Source organism: Luteolibacter sp. LG18 (assembly GCF_036322585.1).
Lineage (GTDB): Bacteria > Verrucomicrobiota > Verrucomicrobiia > Verrucomicrobiales > Akkermansiaceae > Luteolibacter.
Genome location: NZ_AP024600.1, coordinates 3,565,601 through 3,589,276, shown reverse-complemented (window position 1 = coordinate 3,589,276; position 23,676 = coordinate 3,565,601). Strand labels below are relative to the sequence as shown.

Genomic DNA, 23,676 nt, shown 5'->3' with positions numbered 1-23,676 from the left:
CTACACGTCGAAGACGCCGAGGTCCCACTGGTCGTGCCACTCAATGACGGGGCAGCCGTGCTTGAAGACGATAGGGAGCCAGAGGTGGCGGCCGTCGATGGCGTTGCGGGGACGCCAGCGGTCGGCCATGTAGATGAAGGCGTCCTGTTTCCCCGGCACGGGCAGGATGAAGGTCGGTTGGGATTCGAAGCTGTTGGCCATCTGTGCGCCATTGCCGATGCACGGGTTGCCGAGCTCCTCCCACGGCCCCCAGATCGAATCGGCGACACTGAGGCGGGTGGGATTCGGCGACCAGCCGGTGCAGTCGGACGAAAACAGGAAGTAGCGGCCGTTCCATTTCATCAGCGCGGGGGCTTCATGGAAACGGCCGGGCATCACGCGGACGTAGCGACCCGCCGGGGTGGTGAAATCGTCGGCCAGCAGCGAGATGTGAAGGGTGCCATTGTTCTCCGCGGCGTGGATGTGGTAGGCGCTGCCATCGTCGTCCACAAAGAGCGTCATGTCCCGCGACATCTGGCCGCCCTCGTGGTCGCGGCGGTAGCAAAGGTGCTTCGGATACCACGGGAAGGGCGCGCCACCGAGCGCGAGGGATTCCAAGTGAGCGGCCTCCTCCGCGGACAGCGGGCGCTTGTCTTCCTCGGCCACGTTCTCCGGCCAGACCCCGGCATTGGGACGCAGGCTGTGAAGGTAGCGATAGGGACCGGCGGGGGTGTCGGCGATGGCCACGGCGCAGCGGGCTCCTGAGTATCCCCCGCCCTTCGGCTCGAGGTGGAACCACATCACGAATTTCCCGGTGGCGGGACAGTGGATCACCTTCGGGCGCTCCATTACGCAGCCGCCCGGGATCTCGCTGCCGGGCGAGTCATCGACAGCGAGGGCGATGCCCTCATCGCGCCAGTCCACCAGGTTCTCGGACGCATAGACGTGGAAGCCGACGTGGGCGCGGTTCCCCGCCTCTCCCTCGATCTTGTGCTCGCCGAACCACCAATAGGTGCCGCCGTGAAAAAGGATGCCGCCGCCGTGGGCGTTGATGGGAGTGCCGTGGGTGTCGGGCCAGAGTTCGCCGGGTTTGAACATGGGATGGGGATCCGTGATGGGAGCGTATCAGAAGCGGTTCAGAAAGCGGATGGGGAAACGCGGAATCATCGTGACGTCGATTCGCGGCGGAGTTCCCGGCCATCCTTCGTTTCCACGAGGTCCACCGAGAGCTTTCCGGAAAGATCGTGGAGCGTCAGCTCCTGCACGCGGCCATCGGCGAGTTCGACGCGGATCTTGTCCGCGGACACGGCGGCAGCGGACTTCACCACCGGCTGGTCCTCGTAGGGCTCGATGATCGAAAGGAAGCGCGCCGTGGGAGCGGTGGCGGCCTTCACGGCCATCGTCTTCCGGCGCTGGGCCTCGGGACCGGGCGGGAAATCGCTGCCGACGCTGGCGACGAATCGCACGGCCTCGACCTTCGAAAGATCGACCTTCACGATCGCGGGTTGGGATTCCTCCTGCGGCTGGGCAGGCGTGGAGAACGGCTGCGGCTCGCCCTGGATCTTCACCGGGCCGCCGTCGTAGTCGGTGTTCGGATGCTCGACGAGCACCACGTTCTCGGCCTCCACCGGCAGATCGGAGAGCGGGATCTCTCGGCCATCCTTCGTCACCACGCGGGCGCTGCCCCAGAACAGGGTCGGGCGCTTCTTCAACTCCACGCGGGTTTCGAGTTCCAGGGTCTTCACGCCCTCCACCGCCACATCGACGTCGCCCTTGCCGAGCGTCCATGCGCCGAACTTGCCCTCGGCAAGCGTGCGGCCATCACCGCGGACGTTGTAGAACAAACGCTGCCCGAGGCCGTGGTCCTCGGGCACGGAGCCAATCATGATCTCCTGCTTCGCGGGCCAGAGCGAATGGACATCGAGCTTCAAGACGCCGTCCTCGCTGCACAGCGCGCGGGTGCCTTCATTGTCCGCGCCGGGGCCGAACTTCATCTCGAACCTCGCCACCGCCGGGGCGGTGACCTCGTAGCGGTCGCAATCGGTCACGAACTGGGCGCTGCCGACCGGATTGGTGTCCCACTGGCCATCGTGGCGGAGGAACTTCTTCGACGCGGCGTCCAGACCGAGGAAGCCCTTCATCTGGAACAGGCTTTCGTATTCATGGGCGGCGGTGCCGGCGGTGTCGTCGGCGAGCAGCACGTAATCGTCGGTGACCACCATCAGGCGGCGCTGGCGGATCGGCTCGGTGTAGCCGGTGAGCGCGCCGTAGCCCGGGGCGTTTTCCGGGATCGGCACCGAGCGGCCCTCGCGCCAGGTCTTGCCCGCGAAATCCTTCACCGGGACGTAATCGTAGACCATGCCGCCGTAGGGCGGATTCGACCACGGGGTGACGGTCTCGACCGCGGCGGCCTGCATCATCGGGCCGGTGTGGAACAACAGCCTCTCGCCGGGCGCGGCCTTCTGCATCTTCCGGTCCACCACCACCATGTTCTTCGACACGGAGGTCTGGACGTAGAACTTGTACATGAACGGCTCGTAGCCGTGCCAGGCCATCTCGGGATTGTAGAAGCTGCGACCGTAGCGCATCAGCGAGAGCAGGTTGGTGCGGTCGTAGTGGCCGTGGGCCCAACCGTGGGTGCCGTAGTGGAGGGTGGCCTGGATCTGATCGGACACCGGGCGGTCGGCGGTGCGGGAGCGCAGCATCGCGAGGCCGACATTGTCCGCGGCGGCGGACTCGCGGAACGGCTCGGGCGTTTCCGCGGGCAGCTCCGGCACGCCGTAGAGGAGATCGCGGGTGGTGCCGCGCTTGACCACCGAGGCGTAGGCCGGATCACGATAAACGTAGTAGGCCAGCTCGTAGGCCGAGGGATCGACGCCACCGCGGGAAGCGACCACGCTGCTCTCGGTGGAATCGTTCACGCCGAACATCACGCCGCGCCAATCGAGGAAAGGCAGCAGGCCGTTCCACATCTGGCGGATCTCCCGCCACGGGCGGCGGTTCGGGCCGTAGATCGCCGGATCCATGCCGAAGGGTTTGGCGCGCTGTTCCGGATCATCGGTGGCAAACGGGCTGCCGCCATTGAGCTCCGGGACGAGCAGCACCTGTCCGGAGAGATTCGCGGGCACGCGCATGTCCCGGAAGTTCACGCCCCACGGTTCATAGGCCAGCGCGGCCTGGGTGAACTCGGAGGCGACCCAGGTGTTGTAACCGATCGAGCATTCGTACCACCAGCCATCGTCCATGGTGCCCTTCGCCAATTGCTCGACGATGCCATTCGGTCCGGAAAAGAAACGCTCGGCCGCGGAGAGATCCTGGAGGGCGAGCGCACAGTAGAATGCCCCTGTGACCTGGGAAACGTTCCAGTTGTTGATCGAGCCGGCGTCGTTGAGCCGGTCCATGCTTTCCATGAACAGGCGGAAGGCGGTCTCGATGCGGGCGTGATCGTCGACACTGAAGACACCGGAATCACGGACCATGTCATAGGCCATGGCGAGGTGCTGGAAGAAATGGCCTTCCTGGACCTGGCCCTGGTTGCAACCGCGGAGGGTCTTCACATAGCCGGTGGCCGGATCGGAAAGGCGGCGCAGGAACAGGGCGACCTTTTCGGCGTGGGACTTGTCGTGTGTGAGCTGCCACGAAACACCGCAGCTCATCAGCTCGTGCTCGTTGGCGGTGGCGAAAAGGAACGGCCCCATGGTGTCGTCCGGGTCGTTGCCCGGCGGCCGGGCGACCTCGGGAACTTTCCAGGCATTGGCGCGCTTCACGATGCCCGCGAGCGAGTCGCTGGCCCACGGGTAGCGCTTCACTTTCTCCCGGACCTCGTCCCAGCGCGTGGGCGTGTGGAGGATGTAAGGCGATGGCACCTGGCAGCCGGTGATGAAGGTGAGGCGGCTGGCGAGGGCGGCATCGCCATCGGGCGTGGCGCGGATCACCTGCTTCTCATGCGCGCCGGGCGGCAGGCCCGCGGGCACGGCGACGGTCACCGTGCAGGCGCGGGTTTCATTCGGCTGGAGGCGGAGGGTGGCGGGCTCGACCACGGGACGCAGCGACGCCCAGCCGGGGGATTCGAAATCGAGGGTGATGGCGCGCTCGGAGGTCGAGGAATTGCCAACTGTGAGCTGGTAGGTGACCGAGCCACCGGCGGGTGCGGAGCGGCCGAGCACCGGGCTCTCCAGCGAAACGGCCGAGCCTTTCACCACGGCGGCCGAGGTGAAGCGGATCGCGCCCGGGCGGCCATCGGTGTAGCGCGCGGCGAGGTCGAGGCCCTGCACGAACTTCAGGAACGAGGTGCGCGCCTGCGGGTGATCGAATGACGACCACGGCAGACGCAGTACTTTCGCGCCGGTGAGGGTGGTCTTCGACACGGTGCGCTCGTCCGCGCTGAGGCCGGCCGGGGCGAGGATGGTGGTCTCCACGGCGACCTCGCGGCCGGGCTCGGCCTCGACGGCGATTTCCAGTGCCTGGTAGCCACGCCAGTCCACGGTGCGGTCGTCGTAGACGCGGAAGCCGTGCTTGTAGCGGCCGCGTTCGCCCTGCGGCGCGCGCCAAGTGGCGGTGGCTCCGGCGGTGAGCGGCAACTCAACGCGTGGCGGTTCCGCAGCGGAGGCGGCTCCAGCGATCAGCGCGAGGACGAGGTGGAGGAGTTTCATGGAGAGACAGGGCGCGGATTGGACACCATCGACATTGATCGAAAGGGACTCTTCAGCCCCGCAGGGGCGACGCAGCATAGCCGGTGGCGGGAGCCACCGGTTGGGCGAATGGCGGTGAATCAAGTCCCGTGAGGGACGGCGCTGCCCATGCGGGTGGACGCCAGTCGGCCCAACAGTGTTTTCGGGAAATACGGCTTTTCTGAACGGCGGATGCTCGGCTTGCCCGGGACGTCCCCCGACTCCGTCGCGTCGTCCCTCCGGGACTTGATCTCTTCTCCTGCCGCTACCGGTGGCTTGCGCCACCGGCTGGGATACGTCGCCCCTGGCGGGGCTGGGGAGATCGAGTCCGGAAGTAAACGCGGTGCCAGCATCACGAATGACCGGGCTGCTGCTCGATGGCGGCTTCCTCGCGGAGTTCCACCACCTTGCGGCGGCTGATGAGCCAGAGGATCAGGCCGACGAGGAAGATCACGCCGCCACAGAAGACGAAGGACAGGCGGCCGCTGAAGGAATTCGGGATGAAGAACAGGCCGACAATGAAAAGGCCGTAGACGAGGCACAGCAGGCCGAGCAGGCGGTAGAGGTGCTCGTGGACTTCCTTCGCGCCGTGGACATCCACCGGAGTGCGGAGACGCTGGAAGAACTCCTCGGCGCGGTCCTTGTCCTCCTGCGGCTGGCGCTCGTAGAAGAGGGCGGTGAAGAAGAACCAGATGGTACCGAGGATGGCGGTACTGGCGGTGGTGACGCCGAGCAGGACATGACCGTGCTCGCGCGGGGTGAGCGGGCCGAAGAACTTGTCGAGGTGCTGGCTTAGACCGAAGTTCACCACCAGCGAAACGATGAAGCCGACGAGGCCGGTGCTCCACGCGGACCAGGCCGGGGTGCGGCGGAAGAACAGGCCGAGCGCCAGCGGCAAGGCCAGCGGAATGGTGAGGCTGCCCGCCACTTGGTTGACGAAGGTGAAGAGGTCGCCGCTGCGGAAGGCATTCACGAGCAGGGCGAAGCCGATGATCAGGACACCGAAGACCAGCGTGCAGACCTTGCTGAGCACGAGCAGCTTCTTCTCCGGGCACTGCGGATTGAGGACTGGCAGGTAAAAGCTGCGGATGAAGACGCCGACGCCCTTGTTCAGACCGGCGTCCATGCTGGTGAGGGTGGCACCGAGCATGGCACAGATCAGCAGGCCGAGCAGACCCTTGGGCATCACGTGCATGCACATCGCCACGAAGGACGCTTCGTTCGGGTGCTTCAGCGCCGGGAACTCGGCGGCGAGGTTCGGGTGCAGGAGGGTGGCGGCGAGCGGCGGGATCACCCAGATGAGCGGACCGAGGATCGATCCGATCAGCGGGATGAGCACCATCCGGCGCGCATCGCGGTCGCTCTTGGTCATCAGATACATCACGGAGTTCTCCATGTTGTTCATGGTGCTGAACTGCATCCACGAGATGGCGATCACCCACATGATGATGGTGAAGGGCTGGGCGATGGAACCCCAGTTGGACGGCGAGATCGGGACCTCGACCTTCTGAAGGAGGTTCGAAAGTCCGCCGATTTCCGGGAGGTTCAGCGTGAGGGCGGCGGCGGTGACGGTAATGGTGACCACCAGGAACATCTGGACGAAGTCACTGGCAAGGATGGCCCACGCGCCACCGGCGAAGGCGACGATGGTGACGATCACGCCGAGCACCACGAGGGTGAGGTTCATGTCGACGTGGAAGACGGAGGACATGAAGACGCCGATCGCATTCAGGCTGATGCCACTGAGGAAGAGCAGCAGCGGGACCTTCACCCAGGTGTAGAACTGCTCGGAGCCCTTTCCGAAGCGCAGCCGCACGGCCTCCATCCAGGTGACCACGCGCATGCGGCGGAACAGCACGCAGGTTTTCCACAGCACCAGCGCGAGGGCGATGGCGGCGCTATAATATAGAACGAGCACCAGCGTGCCGGTCTCGTAGATCATGCCCGCGGCCCCGGTGAAGGTCCACGCGCTGAAGCTGGCGATCCAGCTCGAGGTGCCGGTGATCCACCACGGCATCGAGCCGCCCGCGCGGAAGTAGTCCGAGGTGTTCTTGCTCATGCGGCGGAACACCAGGCCGGTGATGACGATGAACACGAGATAGACCGCGATGATGAAGTAATCGTAGGTCGAGATCCCGCCCGAGGAGACGGGAGCATCCGCCGCGAAGGCCCGCGGAGCCATGGCCAGCAGCGCGAGGAGCGCGGGCAGGGCTTTCGATTTCTGGAACAAGGAGAGGCGGGTCATCGGGTTTTCGGGGCGGGGTTCAACATCCATGGCAAAGCGGGAAAGGGAGAAATCGGAAGATAGGATTCCATCTTCCATGGGAAGCGCGCTGCAACGAGCGCGAGCGTGCTAAACTTGGTAACTACGGGGTTTTTGGCGTGATCCAGGCGAGGGCATTGGCGAGCAATTGCAGGAACGAGGGGTGTTGCCAGACCGCGGCGGTGTGGCCGGGGGTGATGACGCAGACGCGCCCCGCGCCCTCGCGGCGGGTCCACCCGGCGGGCTGAACACCGGCCTCCGAGCGGGATTGGAGGAAAACATCCGCATCGGTGGCATCGAAGTGCATGAAATAGTGCTCATCGACGCCGGTGAACGGCGGGACGCCCTCGCAGATCGGGTGGCCGAGGCGCGGCTCGACGGTGACCGGGCACTGCGGCGGGTGGTGGGCGAAAACGCCGCCGATGAGGGCGCGCAGCGATTTCACGTCGTCATAGCCGGAGGTGCCGGAGTGGACCACAAGGAGTCCCCCGCCCCGCCGGACGTGGTCGGTGAAGGCATCGCCCGCGGCTTCATCGGCCCACGGGGTCTTGTCCTCCGGCCCGATCTGGTTCGCCTTCACGAGGACTACCACGGGGTAGTCCCCGAGGAGTTCCGGCGTCCAGTCCTTGCCGTCCTCGAACCAATCGAAGTCGGCGAGTTTCGAAAGCCCGGCGCGCGGGATCTCGCCGGGGTGCCAGACGTCATCGATGAGGGCGAGGCGTTTCATTTCCGGAGGAGGATGGTGCGTTCGATGGGCGTGGCGGTTTTCACCTTCGGGTCGATGGAGCGCCCCCACTGCCATGCAACGACGGTGATCTTCACGGGCAGTTTCGCGCGCGGCGGGATGGGCGTGACGCAGAGGGTGTCGCCATCGAGGTAGGCGGGACCCTCCCGGACGTAGAAGTGCACCGGCTGGTTCGCGCTGCTGGCGGCCTTCAGCGGCAAGGTGGTGCCGGGGCGGGCGGACAGTTCCGACGGGCACTCGAAGGTGATCGTTTGATCGGCACCGTTGGTGTTGGTCAGCGGGAAGCGGAGGTTCGATTGTAGGACCGAGCGCCGGTAGGTGGCGTCGCCGGGATGGCTGGCGAAGAACCAGATGTCGTTCGAGCGCTTGGTGTTGGTCATGCCCATGCGATAGAACCGGATGGCGAAGGTATCGGGGCCGGTGCGCTCGACCGGGCCGCAGATGCGGTTGATGGTGATGTTCTGCGGATCGCTGCCGTGCGGAATCGGCGAGCCTTTCGGCAGCCCGCTCCAGCCTTCCGGGCGACCTTCCGGCACGGTGTCCACGAACGACGGGCGCAAGCGGAAGGTGAGGCCATCGCCTTCCGGCTCGAATTTCAACGCCACCTGGCCGTGAAGCTTCGGGTTCTCCGGCACGATGCCATCCTTCTGGACGTAGCCGAGAAGTTCGACCTTCTTGCCCGCGTGGTAGCTTTGGAAGGTGTCAGCGGCCTTGGCGAGCTCCTCATCGAAGAACCAGAACGCATCGCCGGTCTTGCCGGTGTATTGGCCGACGGGAGCCGCGGGCGCGGTCGGCTTGCCATCGGCGCGACCCCGGTCGACCAGCCAGCCGGTGGTGGTCGGGTCGATGGGTTTCAACACCGGGGCCTGCTGAATCGGCCACGATTCGGGGAGCCGGTATTGCGCGGCTTTTTTCAAGTAGAGCGCGATGAAGGAGATCTTCGCATCCGAGGCATCGAAGTGGCCGCCGCCGGGTTCGGCGAGCATGGCGAGCGGGAGTTGCGGGTGTTCCTCGCGTTGTTTCAGGCCGACGCCCGCACGGCTCCACGCGCTCTCGTATTCGCCCATGGTGACCAGCCCGGGCACACCGTCGATCTTGCGGTCGCCCCACTCCGGCGTGTTCGTGTCCTTGTAGTAGGGCCACTGGCCGCTCACGGAAATGGCGGCGAGCACGCGCTGAGGGGCCCACGCCGCCCAGTTCCACGGATAGCTGGCCGCGGCGGAATGGCCGAGCGGCACCACCGGCACGAGCGGCAGCTCCTTGTAGCCGGACTCTTCGCCGAGCTGCTTGAGCGTGGCATCGAAGGATTCAGCATGGCCTTGATCGAAGCGATAGAACAGGTCGATGCCCGGGGTGATCCACACGACGGCGAAATTGAGATCGGCGAGGGCGCGGCGGAACACCGGGTGCTCGAAGATCATTTCTTCCTCCATGTTGTGCTGGCCGATCACCACGCCGCGGACGCGCTGGCAACCGGGCGGGATCCACAGGAAGGCGCGGGGCGCGGCCTGGGTTTCATTCGACGTGACGCCAGGGGCCTCGACCGACCATTGCCAGTCGGGCTTCGGGACCGGGGCGGCGAATGACGGCGCAGCGAGCGCGAGGGCCGCGAGGGAGGAAAGGAGACGGAGTTTGAAGGGCATGGGATGTCAGCGGGAGAAGGTGACGTGATCGAAAAGGGCGGTGACCGGCTGCTTCGCGTCCGCCGAGCACGCGGCGAAACCGAGCTGGACGCTGGCGGACATCGGCACCGATTCGCTGCCGACCTCGAACCAGGTCATGCCATCGCCGGAGTGCGAGGCGGTGACCTTGTCGCCCACGCGCTGGAGGCGGAACCAGACCGGGACCCAGGTGTAGTCGTTGCCGCTCTTTTGCCCGGCCTTGTCGCCCTTCGCGGCGCGGAAGCCGAAACGGGTCTGGCGGTTGCCATTGTCGCCGAGGGTGATGAAGGCAGCCTTCGCATCCGGATCGGCGCTTTCGCGCACCATCAGGCCGACACGGCGAGACTTGCCGCTGAGATTGCAAAGCCGGGCGCTGAGGATGAAGTCGCCCTCCACCTGGCGGCTGGCGAAACCGCACGACTCACCGCGTCCGCCGATGCCCGAGCCGGGACCCGTGACCTGCACGGTGTCGGTATCGGCCTGGGCGCAGGCCGCGGAACCGGCGGGCGACGCGCCACCTATGTCCGTGAATGTCCATCCGGCAGGAAGGCTGCCCGCCGCCACCGGAGTGGAATCGATCCGTTTCGAAAAGCCGCTGGCTCCAACCTGGTTGATCGCCGCCACCTCGTAGAAGTAGCGGGTGCCAGCGGTCACCTTGGTGTCGACCCAGGTCGTGGAGGTGTTGGTGGAGGTGCGGAAGACGCTTTCGAAGGTTCCATCCGCGGCCGTGCCACGGCGGATCTCGTAGCCCTGCGCGGTATCGTCCGGCGGCGCAGCCCAGCGGAGGTCGACTCGGCCGAGGCCGGACACGGCGGCGAGGCCGGTGGGTGCGGCGGGCACCGGCAGCGGCGGATAGGGCGAGGCCTTCGCATCGAGCGTGAAGGTCAGCGTGCCGTAGCCGAAGTGGTCCTTGCTGCCACCCTCGGGGCGGGTCAGGCGGGCCATGGCGGCGGTGTTCGGCGCGGGCAGGCCGCGGACCACCGTGTAGTGGTTGTAGAGCAGCTCCCACAGCGGTCGCTCGTCGATGCGGTTGATGCCATTCGACGAAAGCCAGAAATTGTTCGCGGGCTGGCTATTGGTGTAGAAGGCATACGGAACCGGGTGGTTGAGGTTGGTGCGGGCGACGTACTCCGCCCCGGCGAGCAGGCGGTTGTCCGCCACGCCGTAGAGATCGAGCCCCTGGTTCCAGGCGATCTGGCAAGCCTGCGCCAGCATGCCGACGCCGAGCTGGGCATGCGGCTGGTCGCGGCCGCTCTCCTGCCACTGGCCGAGGCCAGGGGAATGGATCTTGTAAACGGCGTGCATGATCGAGCCCATGCCCTCGCCGCGGAGGTAGTAGGCCACGCCCTCGTCGTAAATGTCGGTGCGATCGCACATCACGCCGATGGCGAGCAAAGCGCCGATGTTGGCGATGTCCCAGTTCGCCCAGTGGTTCGAGATCGGAGCGCCGTTGTGGGTGGTGAGGAAATGGTGGCAGTTGGGATAGAAATAACCGGTGAGCATCCGCTGGAAGCGCTCGATGTCCTCCGCCTTCCAGCGCTGGGAAACACGCAGGGCCTCGCCCGTGATGGCGAACTCCGCGATCGGAATGGCCGAGAGGCCGGGGATGTCGCCGCCGCTCGGCTCCTTGTTCACGGCCCGCGACCAATCGTTGCAGATCTGGATGGCGTGGTCGATGTAACGGTCGTCGCCGGAAATGTAGCCGCGCAGGAAATTGAGGTAGGCGGCATGGGCGTCGGTGGACGCGTTCTGACGGCTGTCGCCGAGGTTCGGCCGGGCGTGGGCGCGAAACTCAAGCTGAGCCAGCGGGTCCTTGAGCAAGCGTTCCCAGCCCTCGATCCACGGGGTTTCGCGCGCAGCCACCTTGGCCTTCATGCGGTCGAGGTCGGCACGGGTGTGTAGGCCGCCGGGATGGACAAAGGCACCCTTCTGGTAAGGCGGTGGCGTTTCGAGCGCGGGCACCGGGCGCGGAGCATCGGCATGCACAGGCAGGACGCTGGCGACCAGCGCGAACGTGCCCAGGATGGATCGGTGGAAGATGGAAAGGATCACGATGAGGGATCTGTTTGGGAAATCGGTGGCGTGGGAAGGTCGGTCCGGGTGATGCGTATCAACTGGGATGGTAGCTCATTTAGGGCCGGTGCACGGAGGTTTCCTCGCGCAAGACCTTGCCGTCCTTGGTTTCCACCACCTTCACCTCCACGGAGGAGCCGGTGCCGGCAACCTGCTTGAAGGTGATGTCGTGCACCCGGCCATCGGCGAGCTCGACGCGGAGATGGTCCGGGCCGTCGGCGGTGGCGCGCTTCACCTTCGGATCGGACTGGCGCGGCTCGATCAGGGTGAGGAAGCGCGCGTCCTTCCCCTGCTGGCGGACGGACCAGGTCTTCCGCAACGCGCTTTCATCGCCGAGCGGAAAATCGCTGCCGAGGCGGGCCTTGAACCGCTTCGCCCCGCTGCCGCGCAGATCCACCTCGACGATGCCGGGCGTGTCCTTCGCCGACGGTTGGCCGCCCACCGACGTCGCGGCAGCGAGACCGGCGATCTTCACCGGGCCGCCCAGATAGTCCCGCCCCGGCTGTGTAGGAACCTCGACACCGCGGTTCTTCAACGGGAGTTTCGAGAGCGGCACCTCGCTGCCGTCGTCCTTCACGATGCGGGCGTCCCCCCAGAAGACCGACTTGCCCTCGATGGTGTTGACGCGTGTTTCCAACTCCAGCGCGTCGAGATCAGCCACCGGCACGTCGATCTCCGCCTGGCCGAGAATCCACGCGCCGAACTTACCCTCGGCGAGCACCTTGCCACCGCCGCGCACGGCGTAGTGGAGCTGTTTGTTCACCGGCTGGTTCTCCGGAGCCGCGCCGATCATGATCTGCTTGTCGGCGGGCCACAGCGGGCGGACATCGAGCTTCAGGCCATCGGAATTGAAACGGGCCGTGACGTCGCCGCGGGCGGTGAACCAATCGCAATCGGTGATGAACTGCGCGGCGCTCTTGCCATCGGTGGTCATCTGGGCGTCGTGGCGCAGCGGCTTCACCTCGCCGGAAAATCCCTCGTAGCCCTTGATCTGAAGCAGGCTGTCGTAAACGTGTTCCTTCTCCGCCCGCATCGAATCGGCGAGCACCACGTAATCGTCCATCACCACCATCGCGCGGCGCTGGCGGACCCGGTCGCTGTAGTCACCGATCTCACCATATGGCTTCGCGTCCGCGGGGATGGGAATGGAACGCCCTTCCATCCACAGCTTGTCCGCCAGCGGGAGACCGATCAGCTCCGGGTAGCGCATGCCGCCGAAGGGCGGGTCCGACCAGCGGGCGTTGCTCTCGACCGCGGTAGCCTGCATCAGAGATCCGGTGTGGAACAGCAGCAGGTCGGATTCCACCGGTTCCTGCATCTTCTGGTCCACCACCACCATGTTCTTCGACATCGAGGTCTGGACGTAGAACTTGTAGAGAAAGCACTGGTAGCCATACCAGATCATCTCCGGGTTGTAGAAACTCTTCCCGTAACGCATCAGCGAGAGCAGCCCGCCGCGGTCGAAGTGGCCGTGGAAGCCACCATGAGTGCCGTAATGCAGCACCGCCTGGATGCGCTCGGCGGGATCCTGCTGGGTCGAACGCAGCATCGCGACGCCGACATTGTCCGCGTGCGCGGATTGGCCGGAAAGGTCGGGCGTTTCCTCCGGCAGGTCGGGCACGCCGTAGATCAGGTCGCGCTTGCCGTCGCGCTTGATGATGGCGGCGTAGGCCGGATCCCGGAACAGGCGGTAGGCCAATTCATAGCCCGCGCCGCCGAGCGCGCGCTCGGTGGTGTCGTTGATCCCGAACATGATCCCGCGGTAGTCCGCGAACACCGGCAGGGCGTCCCAGAAGCGCTTCAGGTCGACATAATTGTGCCGCACCGGTCCCTGCTTCTCGAAACTCATGCCATACAGGCCATCCTTTGATTCCCACGGGCGTATGCCGTAGTTCCGCGTGTAACCGGACGGCACCCAGCCCTCGACCAGGTTCACGCCCCACGGCCGCATCGCCACGGCCAACTGCGAGAACTCGGTGGCGACCCAGACATTGTAGCTGATCGAGCATTCATACCACCAGCCATCGTCCATGATGCCATGGCGCATGTGGTCGATCAGTCCGGCCGGACCATTGAGCAGGCGGTCAACCAGCGCGAGGTCCTGCAAGGCGAGCGCGGCGTAGAGCGCGCCGGTGTGCTGGGACACCGTCCAATTGCTGATCGCGCCGCCATTGAGATCGAGCAGGTCGGTGGTGATGTAGGCGCGGAAAGTCGTCTCGATCGCGGCGTGGTCGGCGGCGGTGAGCACGCCGCTGTCGCCGATCATGTCATAGGCCATGGCGAGGTGCTGGAAAAAATGCCCCTCCTGCACCAGCGACTGGTTGCAACCGCGCAGCGTGGCCGGATAGCCGGTCACCGGATCGGACAGACGGCGCAGGAACAGCGCGACCTTTTCGGCATGGGCCTTTTCCCGCGTGAGCTGCCACGAATAGGCCGCCGCCATCATGTTGTTCTCCTCCGGGGTGACGAAGAGGTAGGCCCCGAAGCTGTCCGGCGTGGTGTTCCGCGGCGGTTTCGCCACTTCCGGCACCTGCCAGCGGCTGCTGGTCTCGACATACGTCTGCTGCTCGCGCTTCGCCCAATCGCGGTTCTTCACCATCTCCCGGACCTCGTCCCAACGCTCCGGCGTGTGGAGGATGTAGGGCGGTGCCATCCGGCGGGTGGTGGTGAAGGCCAGCGTCGGGGCGCGGGAGCCATCGCCATCCGCCACCGCCTGGAGCACCTGCTCCTCACGGCCACCGGCCGGGACACCAGCGGGCACCTCGACCGCGACCACGCATTGCCCGGTCTGGCCCGCGGCGATCCGCAGCAACGCGGGCTCCACGGTGGCCTTCATGCTCTGCCAGCCATGACCGGCGATGCGCAGCGTGACGTTCTGCTCGGCTCCCGTGGTGTTGCCCACCGTGACCGGATAGTAAACCTTCCCGCCGCCCTCGGCGGAGCGGCCGCGGACCTCAGCCTCCAGCGAAACGGCGGCGGCTTTCACGAGGCGCACCGCCTTGATCCGCAGCTTGCCCGCCGCACCGCCGGACGCGGGCTTCGCGGAAATGACAAGCTCACGCGCGAACTTGAGGAACGCGGGCTGGGCCTGCTGGAAATCGAACGCGCTCCATGGCAGCGAAAGCGTGCGACTCCCCTTCCCGCCCACCGTCACGGTGGCGGCGGTGGTCTCCACATAATCGGCCCGCTGCAATTGGGGCGGGATGTTGATGCGGGCGGTCAGTTCGACCGGCCGCTCGTCCGCGAACTCGACGTCGATCTGGAGTCCCTGATACGCGCGCCAGTCCGCGGTGCCATCGTGGCTGACCCGGAAGCCCTCCTGATACCACCCCTTCGTTCCCTCGGGATAGTGGAACGAGATTTCCCCCGGCACCGCCATTCCCTCCTCGCCGAGGCCCTTCCAATCGTGCATATCCGGGGCTCCCACGGCGACCACCGGCGCCGTCGGCACCACCTGCGCGGCGGCTGTCGTGACCAGGAACAACCAGGCGGACCCGCATGCCACCCGGGCCGCATTGACAAGCAACTTCATCGTGCGGACTATCTCTGGCAAAGGCCGTCCGCGGTATCGGATGAACGTTCTAAACCCTTTGGCCACCTTGCACAACGCCCCATGCCCCGCCGTCCGACCGCGCTTTTCCTGAGCCTCGTTTCCCTCGCCGGGACGGTGCCGGGCGCGTGGTGCGCGGAGGCCCCGCGGGCGTGGATCGCCCATTCCTGGCAGACCGATGACGGCCTGCCGAGCAACGACGTCAACGACATCGCGCAGGATGCCGATGGCTCGATCCTCGCGGCGACCCACCGCGGGCTGGCGCGCCTCGACGGAAAACGCCTCTCGAACGTTTTGACAGGTGCCCCCGAAACGCGCGGCGAAGGGGTCGGCGGCGTGCTCCCCGCGCGCGATGGGTCGCTGTGGGTGGTCACGGCGCGCGGCCTCGTGAACCGCCGCGAGGGCCGGGATGCGGCGACCTTCCCGCTGGTGGACCGCGACCGCTACAGCCACCTGACCGCGTTTTTCCAAAGCCGCGATGGCGACATCTGGCTCGGATTTGGAAACGGCCAGTGCTACCGCGTCCACGACGGCGTGCTGGCGGTGCCGAAAACGGAAGGCGGGCTCGCCCCGAGCTTCGCCGACTGCATCGCGGAGGATGGCACCGGCACGATCTGGGCGGTGGGCGACCACGCGCTGGCACGCTTCCAGGATGGCGCCTTCACGCTGCGCCAAAGCCTGGCGGGCTCCAAGGTGAGCGCGTGCGGCGCGAGCGAGGGCGGCCTGTGGCTGGTGATGGATGGGACGCTTTTCCGTTCCCGCGAGGGCGAGGAACTGCAACGCGTCGCGGAGCTGCCGACCGGCCCGGGCGACCGCGTGTCGTGCATGCTGGAGGACAGCGCGGGCCGCGTGTGGATCGGAACGTTCGGCGACGGACTGTTCGTCAACATCGGCCGCGAAACCACCCGCGTCGCCACCTCGAACGCGGACATCTGGTCTCTTCAAGAAGACCGCGAGGGCAATCTATGGGCGGCCACCGGCGGCGGCGGCATCAACCGCGTCCGCCTGCGCGCCGTTTCCATGCTCTCGGAAGCCGGCCTGCCCGCCGGGCAAACCCCGCGCTCCATGAGCTGCGCACCCGACGGCACCATCTGGGTGGTGATGCAGACAGGCGGTCGCCTCTACAAGCGGGAGAAGGGAACCTGGAAGGCCCTCGACGCGGGCAAGGACTGGCCCGGCGAAATCGCGACCACGGTGCTCGCCACCGCCGACTCGGTGTGGGTGGCCACGGAGAACGGATCGCTGTTCCGACTCCGCGACGACACCTTCCAGAACATCCCGTTGCCCGAAGCCGGGACCGGCATCCGCATCCGTGCCCTGCTGGCCGCACGCGATGGTTCGCTGTGGATCGCCCGCGGACACACGCTGCTCCACCTCAAGGACGGCACGGTCACCAATCACGCGATCGGATCGGACGGCGAGATCGGATCCCTCGCGGAGGACAACGGCGGCACCATCTGGGCGGCGATCCTCAGCGGGCCGCTGTATCGATCGACCGCCGATGGCTTCCGCGAACAAGCCATCGACGGCAACACCCGCGGCATCCGCACGCTGCTGGCCACGCCGGATGGCGCGCTGTGGATCTCGCGGGTGAACAACGGGCTGCTGCGTCTGGCCGATGGCCGCTCCAGCAGCGTGACCAGCGCGCAGGGACTTCGGGACGACGTGGTCTCCCAACTCGTGCTGGACGATGCAGGAATCATCTGGGCGGGCAGCGACCGCGGGATCTTCTCGTGCGATTTCAAGCAGCTCACCGCCGTGGCGGAGGGCAAGGAAGCCACCGTGCCGTGCAAGGTGTTCGGATCGAGCGAAGCCCTCTCCAGCGTGCAGGCCAACAGCGGCTACCAACCGAACGATTTCATCGCGCCGGACGGCCGGATCTGGATCGCCACGCGCAAGGGCATCGCCATCGCCAATCCCGCCGCCACCGGCACCAACACCGTGCCACCACCGGTGGCGATCACGGACCTCACGGTGAACGGCGCGACGGTGACGCCAGCCAACAAGATCGAGATCGGCCCCGGCGTCGACAGCCTGCGGGTGGCGCTCGGCGTGTATTCCTTCACCGCACCGGAGAACGCCCGCGTTTCACACCGCCTCATCGGCCTCGACCGCGATTGGGTGGACAGCAGCGAGGAACGCGTGGCGTCCTACAACCATCTCGCGCCCGGACACTACGCGCTGGAGGTGACCGGCGCGAACAACGACGGCGTGCCGAGCGCCAAGCCGGTGAAAATGGAGATCACGGTGCTGCCGTTCTTCTGGCAGACGCTGACGTTCAAAATCGCGCTCGGACTGCTGTGCCTGGGCGTCACGGCGTGGATCGCACGATGGTTCTCGCTGCGCCAGGCGCGGCGTGAAACGGCGCTTGTGAAACGCCAGGCGGCGCTGGAGCGCGAACGCACGCGCATCGCCCGCGACATGCATGACGAGGTCGGCGCGAGCCTGACCCGCATCTCGCTGCTATCCGAACTCTCCGCCACCAGCGAGCAACCGTCGCCACACCTCGCGAAACTTTCCGAAGCCGCGCGCGACGCGATCACCTCCTTCGACCGGATCGTGTGGGCGGTGAATCCACGCCACGACAACCTCGCGAGCTTCCTCGATTACACCGCCGAGCAGGTTGGCGAACTGCTCCAGGCCGCGGGCATCCGCTGCCGCTTGGAATGGCCCGACCATATCGAACCGCGGCCGCTGCCCGCAGACTTCCGCCACCAGGTCTTCCTGATGATCCGCGAGGCGGTGAACAACGCCGCCAAACATGCCGGGGCGACCGAGGTGGTGCTGGAGATCGATCCCGCTCCCGCGAAACTGGGAATCCGCATCACCGACAACGGCCAGGGCTTCGAAGCCGCGAAGCTCACCGGCGATGGCCTCGGCAACATGCGGAACCGCGCCGCCGGCTTGCAAGGGACCTGCGCGATCACGAGCGAACCCGGGAAAGGCACCGCGGTGGCTTTCGAACTCCCGTGGCCGTGAGGAGTTGAGGCTTTAGCCGAGGAGGGTCTTCAGGGGGGCGGAGTCTGGAGAGATTTCATCCGCAAGAAGGGCGCAAAACGGAAAAGCCCTTCGTTCTCGAAACACTCTCTTCCTCTTTCCTGAAAACTGAACACTGAATGCGGTGGGAGCGAAAGCGACCCTCTCATCTGAGCGAAGCTCCTGACTGGCATGGCCGCGGTGTGGCAAAACCAGCAAACTCTTCAGGCCTCCGCCCCCCTGAAGACCCTCCTCGGCTAAAGCCTCAACTCCTTTGCCCGGTTTCCACGGAGCGCTCGAAAAACCTGTTCATCCCGCGCTCTTACTTCAAACTCGGGCCATGAATATCCGAGTCGCGGTGGTGGAGGATGATGCGGTCACCCGGGAGAGCCTGGTCGCCCTGATCAACCGCGCGCCGGACATGACCTGCATCGCCTCGTGGGCCTCCGCCGAGGCCGCGATCGCCGAGCTGCCGAAGCAGGTGCCGGACATCCTGCTCACCGATATCAACCTGCCCGGTGCCTCCGGCATCACCTGCGTGGCCACCCTCAAGGCCGCCCATCCGGGAATGCAGGTGATCATGCTGACCACCTACGACGACACCGACTCGATCTTCGACTCCCTGCGCTCCGGCGCGAGCGGCTACCTCCTGAAACGCAGCGCCGCCACCGAGCTGCTGCCCGCGATCCGTGAGGTGGCGATCGACGGCGGTTCGCCGATGTCCGCGCACATCGCGCGCAAGGTGGTGACCTATTTCCACCCCGAGCGCCGCGCCACCCCCGAGATGCAATCGCTCACCCCCCGCGAGCAGGAAATCCTGGCACGGCTGGCGAAAGGCCTGCTCTACAAGGAAATCGCCGACCAGCTCGGCATCAGCGTCAGCACCGTCCGCGCGCACCTCCACGCCGTGTATGGCAAGCTCCACGTCCAATCGCGGACGGAAGCGGTGGTGAAGTATCTTCAGGGGTAATTACTTCTCCCTTCCCAAGCCCCGCCAGGGGCGACGTAACCTAGCCGGTGGCGCAAGCCACCGGAAACGGCCCGATGGAGACCCAAGTCCCGGAGGGACGACGCAGCCTCCGCTCTCACGGCCCTGGATCGGCTCCGATCTTCTTCAGCTCTTCCAAGCCCCGTCAGGGGCGACGTAACCCAGCCGGTGGCGCAAGCCACCGGAAACGGCCCGATGGAGACCCAAGTCCCGGAGGGACGATAGGAGGTCGATTCCCCTAGGGTTTCGTGAACACCCAAGATTCTCTAATTGAGTTACTTGCGCGTCACACCGTCATTACCAGTGGCAACAAACCATTGCAAAGCTAATGACAAATAAATGACAGCCGGGCGGGTGGATCGGCAGGAAAATACCCCCGCCGCCATTTCTCAAAAGTTTGAACTTGTCATTTCCCCAAACCGCTTGGGGGACCCCAGCCCCGAAAGCGCCAGCCTCCGCAGCGGAGTATTTAGACTCGTCCGCCATCGCGAATCGAATGGACGGCGGCAGGGCCGGGTGTTCTTGCTAGGGAATGGCAGCAAAATCTCGGGCAGCCCAGCGGGCGGCCGCCGCAAAGAAATTGGAGCAGTTGGTGAAGAATCTGATTCCCGCTTTGGAAAAAATTCCCTCCTACAGGGGTAAGGCAGCGTTCATGGATCGAGTGCACAAGATCGAAAAGCATGCGTATAGCCTTGCATGGGCGCTTGATTACGATGCGGCGGAGGAATCGGAGAAACGCCGCTCTAGCTAGGGCTTTGGCGCATGAGCTGGGACATTCTCCCGCACCATCGGTTGAGATTTTTGGACCTGCCAAATTCCGATAACCCGAAGGATGGCCAAGAAATATAACCAGAATATTCAGTCATTTGAATTAAAATCCGCGAAGCATCGCTTAAGTTCTGGGAGTTTATTTTTCTCGCAGGTCTCTTGCCAAAGAAGAATTCCCGGATAATCAGCGGTGTTCAAGCCTTGGTGAGATAACCACTTTCTGATGGAAGAAGCAAGCTCCCCTAACGCGCAGCATTGACTAAGATCGGCATCCGAATTGAATTTGAAATCACCATTCTCCAGCTTCTCAAATAACCCACGTTGCCACGAAATCAGAGCGCGCGCCAAAGCACTAACGATTTCACTATTAATCTCTTGCGCGCGGCTGTTTAAAATGTCGGCTAATATATTCACAACCGCTGAGAGTCCCAATGATTCTCGATGGCAAACCCTATCTACAAGCGATTGGATCAAAGTCGAGGGAATGGGTGGCAAGGTAGCGATATTTCTCCCCCACGCCCACCACCCCACCGCCCTAGCTCCTGCCTTTACTCGTTTTTCAGAAACAGAATTCAAATTCTCTTCTATAATCAATCGAACTCGTTCGCAGTCCTGCGGTCTATGCATCAAAATGAATGGCAGGCAAATATAAATGTATTTCCCCGTCGCTTCCACGTCGCTTGAAAGGGAATAAACCTTATCCCAATCTGCTTCTTCAGCCCATGTCATTTTCGGCACGATTACTCTGGCCAAAACAATAGACAAAGCACCAATCGCTTCCGTGAGAGGGTTAAATGAATCATCAGGCATTGGACAGTCTCCTGAATATCCTTCCAGAGGTGCTTTTGCCTGTTTCCACCAATTCTCGATGAATTCGAATAAAATCTCGGAATCTTTTTCAGTCCAATCTATAGGTCTAACTCTACTGTCGGTCGACGCAAAAACACATGGGCTATCTGCAATGCTTTGCAGCATATCCCTAACTTCGCCCGTATCAAAAGCTCCATTAATTTTGGATATTTGATTTAAAATATTTTTCCGAACAATGTCGGCCACATCAACATTAAAAGGAGCCGGGTAAAAAAGAAAATTAGATCTACCATAAACTTGGATAGTTGGCAATCCGTCATCATCCACTTCTCGCCATATTTCCCGGCCCAAGACCTCGTTTTGATCGCTGGTAGTTTTTCCTACTGCCGAGAGCGAAAAAAGGCGTTTAAATGCATCATCGCTTTGAGGCCTATTTCTACTTGCTGCCACTTTAAGTAAATCTTCAAATATTTTCTTGAAAGATTCCGTTGGAATTTCGCTAGACGACTTACACCTTCCATCGGGGAAGACATCAATAGGATCGAGTCGATTTCGTTGATAAACATCGATAATCGGGTTCAGAGGCAATTTCATCACCTCCATCAACCAATTTTCGAGCAAGCTGTTATCCGCGGCATAGAAAACTCTCTTGAATAAAGTGTGATTTACTTTCAGTGCTGACGAATCCGCTCTTATTTGAGGGTTTGAAAAATAGTCAATGGCTAGACGAAAGACATTGTTTAATTTATCTTCAGAAAGACCGAATGAAATGCGGGACAATATCTCTACCAGTGCCTGAACAACCGCCAAACTATTACGTTTCTGGGTGTCCGTTTTTTGGAGGTCTGATAATTCATCCCGCAATGCATTAAACGCCCAATCGTAAAATTTCCCGATATCATCATCGGTCATGTTCGCGACTTCTATCCGGGTGAGAAAACCCTCTTCATCTAATTTTTTAGCGTCAATTAAACATGCTATTATGACGGTTGAACCAAAGCTGTTAAAAGGGGCGGTCCACTTACAAGCTTTTATAACAGCATCTTTCCATCCCGCGTAAGCATTCCGCATCGAAAGGCCTGCGTTTTCAAATAATCGCAAGCACCCAAAGGCAGGCATAAAATCCACTAATATATCCGATCTCCAGCTTCTTTGATAGGTGGTAATACCCGGATCGAAGGAGCGAGTAACTTTAGATACAGCAGGTGCCATTTCTGGCATCGGTTTTGCCAATTCATGTAAAAAATACTGACCCAATACTCTCGGGTCGCAATCCCACGCCTTTAGTTCATCCCAACGCTCGTGGAATTCACTTATGCGCTTCGAATCGTAATCAGAAGCTCCATTGGCTTCTATATTAGCCAAAGAAAAGCTGCACCATCCCTCCAACGAGAATAATTCGGTATTACGGCCTTGGATCGTAAAGGAACGTCTTATTTCGTTGAGCGCACCCAGCAATAAGTTTCTAGCGTCAACCAATTGCCCTATTTCAGATAGGATGGACGATTTCCACATTTTAGCAAGTGGGTTCCGAGGAGAGGGATTCCAACTATTCAAAACGGCGTTAGTCATTTTTCTTGAGAGCTTCCTGAGGCTCCATAGCGCTTTTTCATATTGATATCGATCATGGGAATTTAATGCCTCCCCAAATCGTTGATCAATTTTCGCCGATATTAGATTCCAGCGATCTTCTCTAAAAGTTTCTCTAGCCTCTCGGAGCACGCCGAGAGCTAAGGACATCCAAACCTCATCAAGTTCTTGGTCGTTAATAGACCCCATTTTTTTTGTGAGAGGCAGCTTAAGTTCATCGCTGCTTTGTGATTCCCGATTTTGCTCCAAAATGGTTAATATGTTGTCTGCTGTATCAGAAAACAAAGGCATTAAAGAAATCTCGTATCGCCAATTTAACTCATACAAGAACCTAATTTTATCAGAATATACCCAATTTTGAGCCAGCCTCCATATTGCATTTTCCATTCGGGATGTCTCATCCCAAATATTTTCCCTCTTAGTTGATCGCAAGATAATCCAACCGGGATAATTTGTGCGCTCATACCTCCATCTGTATATTGTCTGTGCAGCCATGTCGTCAGTGAAATCCCCGGTTGGATATGAATCATTTTTAGGGGGGCTGCTTATTTGAATTGCAGGTATTCTAGATGTCCCAGCTAGGTCTTTGATTCTTTTTTTGCTAATATTGGGCCAGTCCTCCAGTCTGGGAGGGCGCGCCGAATGCAAAAAATTAAGGAACCACTGCAATGCAACTTCATGTGGATTGCCTTTAATTTTCCCCGTGATAATTTGAGCCAAATCAATTGGCGTAACTCCACGGGCGCTCAATAAGGCTCTCTCTGCATTGCTTATATTTAATAGCCCAATTAAATATATTGGGGCATGGTGATTATTGAGATTGTCTCGTATCCAACCCGTCCACGATTTGAAATTAGGATCATCCCCCGAAAACCCTATAAGAACAAAAGAATTTTCGGTCAACGATTGTTGGACGGTGTTCACGAAAGGGGAAAATTTATGAGGATATGTTCGAAAATCCTCTTCAGTAATAATGAATGGTGTTTGATTAGGAAACGATCCGTGCAATTTAACAATTCTAGGTTGGTATGCCCTTGTTAAATCTTCGGCTTTTGTGACTGTTTGGTATGATTTCCCGAGGATGTCCGTTCTCTCTAGAAGAGTATCATAATTGGTTGTGAATACGTCGGCCCAAGGAAGCGCTAACAAAAGCTCATGTAGCTCGCTGGGCTGATACTCGGAGTCAGGTAGACTACTTCTTATTAAATTATCTAATTTTCCCCTCCCGAACTCTGCTTCATATTCGCTGGCTAACCGCAATGAGTCGCATGAAAGAAAATGATTCTCTCTTTTTATTTTTCCTAGTTCGTCATTCGTTAGTGTTATCGGATGAAGTTCGTCATACATGCAACGAGTCAATTCACGCCAAGTGAGAAATTTTTGACTGGCACAAGGAATTTTATTGGCGTTGAGGCTGAGGCCTGCACCTACCATAATTGCGGCTCGGGATTTGGGCCATTTCCACAAATCTGCTTGAAGCTGAAATAAATGTGGTAGGTCGGGGAAGGTGTTCATGATATGATTTTGGGAATTATTTAATTTGGAAAAGGCGTTATATGCGTTCAACCCGGGAGGGGTAGGGGCGCTTCGCCGAATGATTGCT

11 protein-coding genes are annotated in these 23,676 nt (G+C 62.0%); 3 read left to right on the top strand and 8 right to left on the bottom strand.

Going from position 1 to position 23,676, the window contains the following annotated elements; all coding sequences use genetic code 11:
* From llg_RS14315 to llg_RS14285, 7 genes are all read right to left on the bottom strand, one after another.
* The gene (locus llg_RS14315) at nt 1–1,077 is read right to left on the bottom strand and encodes a glycoside hydrolase family 43 protein (protein WP_338285360.1); all 1,077 of its coding nucleotides are present in this window, start codon (nt 1,075–1,077) and stop codon (nt 1–3) included.
* Between the two features lie 65 nt (nt 1,078–1,142).
* Nucleotides 1,143–4,631, bottom strand: coding sequence for a hypothetical protein (locus llg_RS14310; RefSeq protein ID WP_338285359.1), 3,489 nt, complete (start codon nt 4,629–4,631; stop codon nt 1,143–1,145).
* A 370-nt stretch (nt 4,632–5,001) separates the two neighbouring features.
* A complete protein-coding gene (locus llg_RS14305; RefSeq protein WP_338285358.1) occupies nt 5,002–6,894 on the bottom strand; it encodes a hypothetical protein in 1,893 nt (630 codons plus the stop codon).
* A 121-nt stretch (nt 6,895–7,015) separates the two neighbouring features.
* Complete coding sequence (locus llg_RS14300; protein ID WP_338285357.1) at nt 7,016–7,639, bottom strand: ThuA domain-containing protein; 624 nt, start codon at nt 7,637–7,639, stop codon at nt 7,016–7,018.
* Complete coding sequence (locus tag llg_RS14295; protein ID WP_338285356.1) at nt 7,636–9,300, bottom strand: hypothetical protein; 1,665 nt, start codon at nt 9,298–9,300, stop codon at nt 7,636–7,638. The genes llg_RS14300 and llg_RS14295 overlap by 4 nt, the downstream gene beginning before the upstream one ends.
* 6 nt (nt 9,301–9,306) lie before the next feature.
* Complete coding sequence (locus tag llg_RS14290) at nt 9,307–11,370, bottom strand: alginate lyase family protein (protein ID WP_338285355.1); 2,064 nt, start codon at nt 11,368–11,370, stop codon at nt 9,307–9,309.
* Nucleotides 11,371–11,449: 79 nt separating this feature from the next.
* Nucleotides 11,450–14,923 carry a hypothetical protein gene (locus llg_RS14285; RefSeq protein ID WP_338285354.1) on the bottom strand — a complete coding sequence of 1,158 codons (3,474 nt, stop codon included), beginning with the start codon at nt 14,921–14,923 and terminating at the stop codon, nt 11,450–11,452.
* A gap of 81 nt (nt 14,924–15,004) precedes the next feature.
* Here llg_RS14285 and llg_RS14280 point away from each other — a divergent pair, with 81 nt between their 5' ends.
* The 3 genes from llg_RS14280 to llg_RS14270 all read left to right on the top strand — a co-directional run bounded on the left by llg_RS14280 (nt 15,005) and on the right by llg_RS14270 (nt 19,656).
* Nucleotides 15,005–17,920 carry a two-component regulator propeller domain-containing protein gene (locus tag llg_RS14280; RefSeq protein WP_338285353.1) on the top strand — a complete coding sequence of 972 codons (2,916 nt, stop codon included), beginning with the start codon at nt 15,005–15,007 and terminating at the stop codon, nt 17,918–17,920.
* 337 nt (nt 17,921–18,257) lie between these two features.
* Complete coding sequence (locus llg_RS14275; RefSeq protein ID WP_338285352.1) at nt 18,258–18,887, top strand: response regulator transcription factor; 630 nt, start codon at nt 18,258–18,260, stop codon at nt 18,885–18,887.
* A 550-nt stretch (nt 18,888–19,437) separates the two neighbouring features.
* Entirely contained in the window at nt 19,438–19,656 is a 219-nt protein-coding gene (locus llg_RS14270) for a hypothetical protein (RefSeq protein ID WP_338285351.1), read from the top strand.
* Between the two features lie 107 nt (nt 19,657–19,763).
* Here the strand turns inward: llg_RS14270 and llg_RS14265 are convergent, their stop codons facing one another.
* Nucleotides 19,764–23,588 (bottom strand): SIR2 family protein, encoded by a 3,825-nt coding sequence (locus llg_RS14265; RefSeq protein ID WP_338285350.1) that lies wholly within the window; start codon nt 23,586–23,588, stop codon nt 19,764–19,766.
* Nucleotides 23,589–23,676: the final 88 nt, after the last annotated feature.

Coding starts and splice junctions, on each gene's coding strand:
- llg_RS14315 (WP_338285360.1), bottom strand. CDS start 1,077: ATGTTCAAACCCGGCGAACTCTGGCCCGACACCCACGGCACTCCCATC.
- llg_RS14310 (WP_338285359.1), bottom strand. CDS start 4,631: ATGAAACTCCTCCACCTCGTCCTCGCGCTGATCGCTGGAGCCGCCTCC.
- llg_RS14305 (WP_338285358.1), bottom strand. CDS start 6,894: ATGACCCGCCTCTCCTTGTTCCAGAAATCGAAAGCCCTGCCCGCGCTC.
- llg_RS14300 (WP_338285357.1), bottom strand. CDS start 7,639: ATGAAACGCCTCGCCCTCATCGATGACGTCTGGCACCCCGGCGAGATC.
- llg_RS14295 (WP_338285356.1), bottom strand. CDS start 9,300: ATGCCCTTCAAACTCCGTCTCCTTTCCTCCCTCGCGGCCCTCGCGCTC.
- llg_RS14285 (WP_338285354.1), bottom strand. CDS start 14,923: ATGAAGTTGCTTGTCAATGCGGCCCGGGTGGCATGCGGGTCCGCCTGG.
- llg_RS14280 (WP_338285353.1), top strand. CDS start 15,005: ATGCCCCGCCGTCCGACCGCGCTTTTCCTGAGCCTCGTTTCCCTCGCC.
- llg_RS14275 (WP_338285352.1), top strand. CDS start 18,258: ATGAATATCCGAGTCGCGGTGGTGGAGGATGATGCGGTCACCCGGGAG.
- llg_RS14270 (WP_338285351.1), top strand. CDS start 19,438: ATGGCAGCAAAATCTCGGGCAGCCCAGCGGGCGGCCGCCGCAAAGAAA.
- llg_RS14265 (WP_338285350.1), bottom strand. CDS start 23,588: ATGAACACCTTCCCCGACCTACCACATTTATTTCAGCTTCAAGCAGAT.